Source organism: Leptolyngbya sp. FACHB-711 (assembly GCF_014695615.1).
Lineage (GTDB): Bacteria > Cyanobacteriota > Cyanobacteriia > Elainellales > Elainellaceae > Leptolyngbya_A.
In genome coordinates this window covers 1-5,754 of the sequence record NZ_JACJOR010000366.1, presented here as the reverse complement: position 1 = coordinate 5,754, position 5,754 = coordinate 1, and the positions used below count along the sequence as shown (strand labels likewise).

The window sequence follows — 5,754 nt, the reverse complement described above, 5'->3', positions numbered from 1 at the left end:
TAGATTTGGGAGATGACTTTGGGTGAATTATCCCTAGATTAACTCCTCACATCTTAATTTTTACAAAGTTTTGTCAAACCTGCATCGCTCGCCCTTCTAGTTGCTTATTGCAGAGCACGATGCCCAATATCGCGCCGGTAATACATACCCTCAAACTGAATGCAGTCCACCGCTTGATAAGCCTTCGCAGCTGCATCTTGCAAAGATTCGCCGATCGCCGTTACGCCCAGCACTCGCCCGCCGTCGGCAATGACCTGCTGATTGAACTTAGTTCCTGCATGAAAGACGATTGCCCCAGCCGCCTCCGCCTGCTCGATGCCTTGAATCGGCATTCCTTTGCGGTAGCTTTCTGGGTAATTCTCTGCCGCCACGACCACACACACCGATGCTCCGGCATGCCATTCTAGGGGCGGCAACCGATCGAGGGTTTGCTGAGTGCAGGCCAGCAAAACGGTTTCCAGGGGCGTTTCCAACAGGGGTAGTACTGCCTGAGTTTCTGGGTCGCCAAATCGACAGTTAAATTCGATCACCTGGGGATTGCCTTCGGGCGTGATCATCAGTCCTGCATAGAGGACGCCCCGGTAGTCAATGCCGCGCTTTCTCAAGGCAGCGATCGTCGGTTCCAGAATTTCCTGCTGAATCCGCTCCATTAGGGCAGGCGTAACGATCGGGGCAGGTGCGTAAGCCCCCATGCCGCCCGTATTTGCTCCGGTGTCGCCCTCGCCGATGCGCTTGTGATCCTGGGCGGGAACCAAGGGGCGAATCGTGATTCCATCGGTAATCGCCAGCACAGAGGTTTCCTGCCCGCTGAGGCATTCCTCAATCACAACGGTTTGTCCGGCTGCGCCAAACTGTCCGTTAAATGCCGCCTCGATTGCCTCGATTGCTGCTTCAACCGTATCTGCGACCGTGACCCCTTTTCCGGCTGCCAGCCCGTCTGCTTTGACCACGATCGGCGCACCTTGTGCCTTCACATAATCGATCGCTGCTGTCGCCTCGGTAAAGACTGCCGCTTTTGCAGTGGGGATTTCAGCTTCTTGCATCAGGGCTTTTGCCCATGCCTTACTTGCCTCGATTTGTGCGCCCGCTTGCACTGGACCAAACACCGTGAGCCCCTGCGCTTGCAAATAGTCAGTGACGCCCGCCGCCAAGGGTAATTCTGGACCGACGACCACCAGCGCGACGTTGTTGACCAGGGCAAATCGTCCAATGCCCTCAAAATCTGTGACCGACAGCGCGAGATTTCGGCATCTTGCCAGCTTTGCCGTGCCCCCATTCCCCGGAATGCAAAACACTTCCTGCACCCGCTTGGACTGGAGCAATTTCCAGGCGATCGTGTGTTCGCGCCCGCCATTACCAATGACTAAAACTTTCACGCCTGACTCACCCTTACAAAGAACTTGCCCGTAAATTTCAATCTTGATTGAGCAACCTGACTGAACCTCATGTCAACTGCATATCAACTGCGATGTCCTGATTCTACCGACTACCCCGGGGGAAAGTGCTTCGCATCGCCTGCTCTATTCTCAGGGCACGAAAATTCGCAGCATTGATTGCAAATTTCATCTTACGAGTAAAAAATATACTCTTAATAATAATAAATAATAGTAGATTCTCAACCATCAGATCTCCATCTGCTCATCGGACAGCGAGTAAACTAGGGTCTGGTGTTCCGGTTTGCGTCAGGAAAGCTAAGTAAGCTGGTTAGAAACAAACCGTGCAAGACAACCATCATGTTGGTCAGTCGGCTGATCAGTCGGCAACTGATTGACGGCAGATGAACAGGCAGGATAACAGGAGAGGTTTATGAACGGGTTGATTAAACTCATGGGCGATGCGCAACAGTTTCCCCTGCGGAGCAACTGGCGTGCTTGCTTGCTGGGACTCGCAATGCTGCTGACGTTTCCCCTCAGCACTCTGGCACAAACGCCTGCTTCCACGCCTGCTAGCCCGGAGAATGTAGCTCCAAATGCAGTTCCAGAAGGCGCAGCCTCAACCACCCCAGAATCAGAAACTGCCCCAGAAACAGCCATTCCAGAGAATGCGCTGGAGCCTCAGCCCGACCCGCTGCTGCCGGCCATGACGGTCGATCGTCCCTTGAGCCCGCCGGAAAAAGACGTGCTGCGATCGGCTCTGGTCGAACTCCAAAATCAGGCACTTGCCGAGCTTCAGGCAGGCAATATTCCGGGCGCGTTTGAAATTTTTAATCGAGAACTGCGGTTGCGGCGATATCTCAGCATTCCAGAAGAAGTAGCGGCTTTGAGCCGAGTGGGTGCAGTCGCCTGGCGGCAGAGTCAAGTAACGGAACTGCGGCTAATCACCGAGCGGCTTCAGCAAATCGAACAGCAGATTGAGGCAAGACCCGAAGGCAATCCTAATTTGCCCCTCCGCATTGCTGAAGCGTATGAAACCATCCGGGCAAAGGATCAGGCAGTCGCACTGTACACTAAACTGCTGACCCAGGCACAGCAGCAGCAGAACGTGAATCGCCAAATTCAACTGCTCACCGCCCTGGGCAATCTCCATTTGTCCTGGTTTGAGTATCCCAGCGCAGCCGCCGCCTATGAGCAGCTTAGTCAGGTAGCTGAGGCAAAAGGCGATCGCACCACTCAAGCAACGGCACTTGAGCAACTTGCACGCATCTACACCGAAAACAATCAGCCGACCCAGGCAATTGCCAGCCAGCAGAAGCTCGTTGAGTTATATCGCAGTCAGCGTAACCTGCAACCTGTTCCCGGACTTAAACTGGCAATGGGTGAAGGATTTGCTGCCCTGGGACAAACTGATGCTGCGATCGCCAACTACCAGGAAGCTTTTGCCGTAGCGCGATCGGTACAGCAGCTTGCCTATGCCAGCGATGCGCTTCAGCGACTTGCTACGCTTTACCGCACTCAAAACCGCTTCGATGAAGCCCTGGCAGCCTACCGACTCTTGCTGGATGTCGAGCAGCAGTCCTACAACACGCTGGGTATGATGAATACCTACGATCAGATTGGTCAATTGCTGAAGGAGCGGGGAAACCAGCCCCAGGCACTCGTCGCCTTCCAGCAGGGGCTACAGTTGGCTCAGCAGCTTCGGTATAAGGTGGATTACTTCAATACACAGATTCAAACGCTGAGCCAGTAACCTTCTGCTAGAGTGCGGCGTAGAATGCGGCAATCCTCAGAAGGAAAACGCTGGGTTGGCGATCGTTACCGAAACGGCAGCGTCGGGAACTCGCTGATTAGCTGAACCCTCCCAGCCTGACCTGAGGTCGATCGCCACTCTGGTGCTGCATCGAACGCGGATTGAGACTGGCTCATTATTAGATACAGTGCAAAGGTAATGGCAGTTGCTTGAGTCCAGCGGGCAGCAACGTTGTTTCTTTCAGGAACTCTGACGGTCATCGGCTCTCTCCTTCACATCTGACGTCTCTGAAAGATATTGTTGACAGGATCTTCCCGATTCACATCAGCAGTTTACCGACTGGCTGTTTGAAGTTTTCAAAAAGAAGATGCGAGAATTCCGCGATCGTGCTGATGTCCCCCTGGGGAGGATTAGAGGGGGAGGAAGTGAGGAGGTAAGCAGGTCAGCGGGAGCTCAGCGGAACAGGTTGACGAGACAGGTTATGCATAATGTGCCCCTTGCCTTTCGTTCAGAGTGGGCTTGCGGAAGTCGAGGGTTCCGGGTAATTTGAACTTAAGATTTTGAAAATACCCTCTTAACAAATCTTAGCTTAAGAGCAGATCTTGCTTGATTTGTCGGGGATTCACTTAAGTGATCCTTTACCAGATGAGTGGAATAGTCTGGAATTCACTCATGCCCCACTTTCACAGCGGCTCACTACCTTGAAGTATTGAAATTGAAGTATTGAAGAAGTATTAAAGTATGACAGCCCAATTTAACCCAACCTTTGATGCGATTACAGTTGAGCAACTGGCAGAGCGGCTCAAGTCACAGGATGATTCAGCGCAGCTTATCGATGTTCGTGAGCCCGAAGAAGTCGCACTCTCCTCCCTGGAGGGTTTTTTGAACCTGCCGCTGAGCCAGTTTAACGAGTGGTCAGGGCAAATCTTCAGCCAGTTTGACCCACAGACAGAGACGATCGTGCTGTGCCATCATGGAATTCGATCAGCGCAAATGTGCCAGTGGTTGCAGCATCAGGGCTTTTCTCAAGTAAAGAATGTCACGGGCGGCATCGACGCCTATTCTCTGAGAGTCGATCGATCGGTTCCGCGCTATTAATTGACTTCCCGATTTCTAGACGATTTCTGGACTGTCTTCAGTTTTCGTTCATTCTATTCCCATTCATTCTATCGGTTGCTCCGACGTTGCTCTTATGTCCTTCCCTGTGAAACTCAACTCGCGCCAGCAGCAGGTGTTTGGCGCAACAGTTCGCTACTACATTGCGACTGCTAAGCCTGTTGGCTCAGAAGCGCTGTTAGAAGAATTTAACCCCAGAGTTAGCTCAGCGACGATTCGAAACGCGATGGGCTATTTAGAAAAAGCAGGCTTGCTGTATCAGCCTCACACCTCTGCCGGGCGGATTCCCTCCGATTCGGGCTATCGGCTGTATGTGGATCAATTGGTCACGCCTTCGGACACACTGGCTCGTCAGGTTGCCCAAACGCTAACTGAACAGTTGAACTGGGAAGAAATGAGCCTGGAGTCACTGCTACGGGGGGCTGCTCAGATCCTATCGACGCTAAGCGGCTATATTGCCCTGGTGACGTTGCCCCAATCCAGCACAGCCCAGCTGAAGCATTTGCAGTTGGTTCAGCTTGATTCAGCGCGGCTGATGCTAATCGTGGTGTTAGACACCTACGAAACCCAATCGACCCTTGTTGATCTGCCACTTTCTGAGGATGAAAAGACCGACAGCGATCGCCTCGACCGAGAGCTGCAAATTCTCTCCAACTTCCTCAACAGCGAACTGCGGGGGAGAACGCTGAGCGAAATCGCCACGCTAGACTGGACAGAACTGGGGCGCGAGTTCGATCGCTACGCCACCCTGCTGCAAACCTCGCTGCTGGAGCTGAATCAGCGTCGTCGCCTCTCCCTCTCTACGCAGATTTTGATCAACGGTGTTGCCGAAGTCCTGAAGCGACAGCCCGAATTTTCTGAGCTTCAGCAGGTTCAGCCGATCGTGCATTTGCTGGAATCTGAGCAGGATCAGCTCTGGTCGCTCATTTTTGAGTCGGCAGACTCGGAAGGAACGGGTAAGCGAGTCTCGGTACGAATTGGGGCAGAAAATCCGCTGGAGCCGATGCGCTCCTGTGCGTTAGTATCTGCTACCTACCAGCGCAACTCCATTCCTGTCGGCAGCGTCGGAATGCTAGGGCCTACTCGGATGGTGTATGAAAATGCGATCGCGATGGTCGAAGCGGCGGCAGATTATTTGTCAGAGGCGATTAGTCAAAGCCGGGAATGAGGGGAGGGGTCGATGGGTTGATGAGGGGTGCGCAGGTTCGCTCCCTTGAATTTCGCGCTGGAACCTTTACGCTAAAAGGGTAGAACTTTTCTCTCATCGCTCTCAGGAAAACGCATGATGGATTGGAGTGCGGCTCTGCCGACGTTTGTGGTAACGCTCCGCGAGGGCGTTGAAGCGGCTCTTGTCGTGGGCATTGTGCTGGCGTATCTCAGCAAAGCAGGGCAGTCTCGCCTGAATCGCTGGGTCTATGCGGGAATTGGGGCTGGCGTTGCGGCGAGCGTGGCGATCGGCATTGTCTTGAGCAGCGTCTTGGCGGCACTTGAAACGGCAAATCAGCCCAGCGC

General features: G+C 53.4%; 6 protein-coding genes. 4 read left to right on the top strand and 2 right to left on the bottom strand.

Going from position 1 to position 5,754, the window contains the following annotated elements; genetic code table 11:
- Positions 1 to 104 precede the first annotated feature (104 nt).
- The gene (gene purD, locus H6F80_RS15190) at positions 105 to 1,376 is read right to left on the bottom strand and encodes a phosphoribosylamine--glycine ligase (protein WP_190792371.1); all 1,272 of its coding nucleotides are present in this window, start codon (positions 1,374 to 1,376) and stop codon (positions 105 to 107) included.
- Positions 1,377 to 1,806: 430 nt separating this feature from the next.
- On the opposite strand from purD, the gene H6F80_RS15185 reads away from it, so the two are divergent.
- Positions 1,807 to 3,126, top strand: coding sequence for a tetratricopeptide repeat protein (locus H6F80_RS15185; RefSeq protein ID WP_190792370.1), 1,320 nt, complete (start codon positions 1,807 to 1,809; stop codon positions 3,124 to 3,126).
- A 65-nt stretch (positions 3,127 to 3,191) separates the two neighbouring features.
- Here the strand turns inward: H6F80_RS15185 and H6F80_RS15180 are convergent, their stop codons facing one another.
- Positions 3,192 to 3,386, bottom strand: coding sequence for a hypothetical protein (locus tag H6F80_RS15180; RefSeq protein WP_190792369.1), 195 nt, complete (start codon positions 3,384 to 3,386; stop codon positions 3,192 to 3,194).
- Positions 3,387 to 3,867: 481 nt separating this feature from the next.
- Here H6F80_RS15180 and H6F80_RS15175 point away from each other — a divergent pair, with 481 nt between their 5' ends.
- The 3 genes from H6F80_RS15175 to H6F80_RS15165 all read left to right on the top strand — a co-directional run.
- Entirely contained in the window at positions 3,868 to 4,224 is a 357-nt protein-coding gene (locus tag H6F80_RS15175) for a rhodanese-like domain-containing protein (RefSeq protein ID WP_190792368.1), read from the top strand.
- Positions 4,225 to 4,318: 94 nt separating this feature from the next.
- The gene (gene hrcA, locus H6F80_RS15170) at positions 4,319 to 5,410 is read left to right on the top strand and encodes a heat-inducible transcriptional repressor HrcA (RefSeq protein WP_190792367.1); all 1,092 of its coding nucleotides are present in this window, start codon (positions 4,319 to 4,321) and stop codon (positions 5,408 to 5,410) included.
- A 114-nt stretch (positions 5,411 to 5,524) separates the two neighbouring features.
- Positions 5,525 to 5,754: FTR1 family protein (locus H6F80_RS15165; protein ID WP_518523591.1), on the top strand; the 230-nt coding region annotated here is incomplete at its 3' end.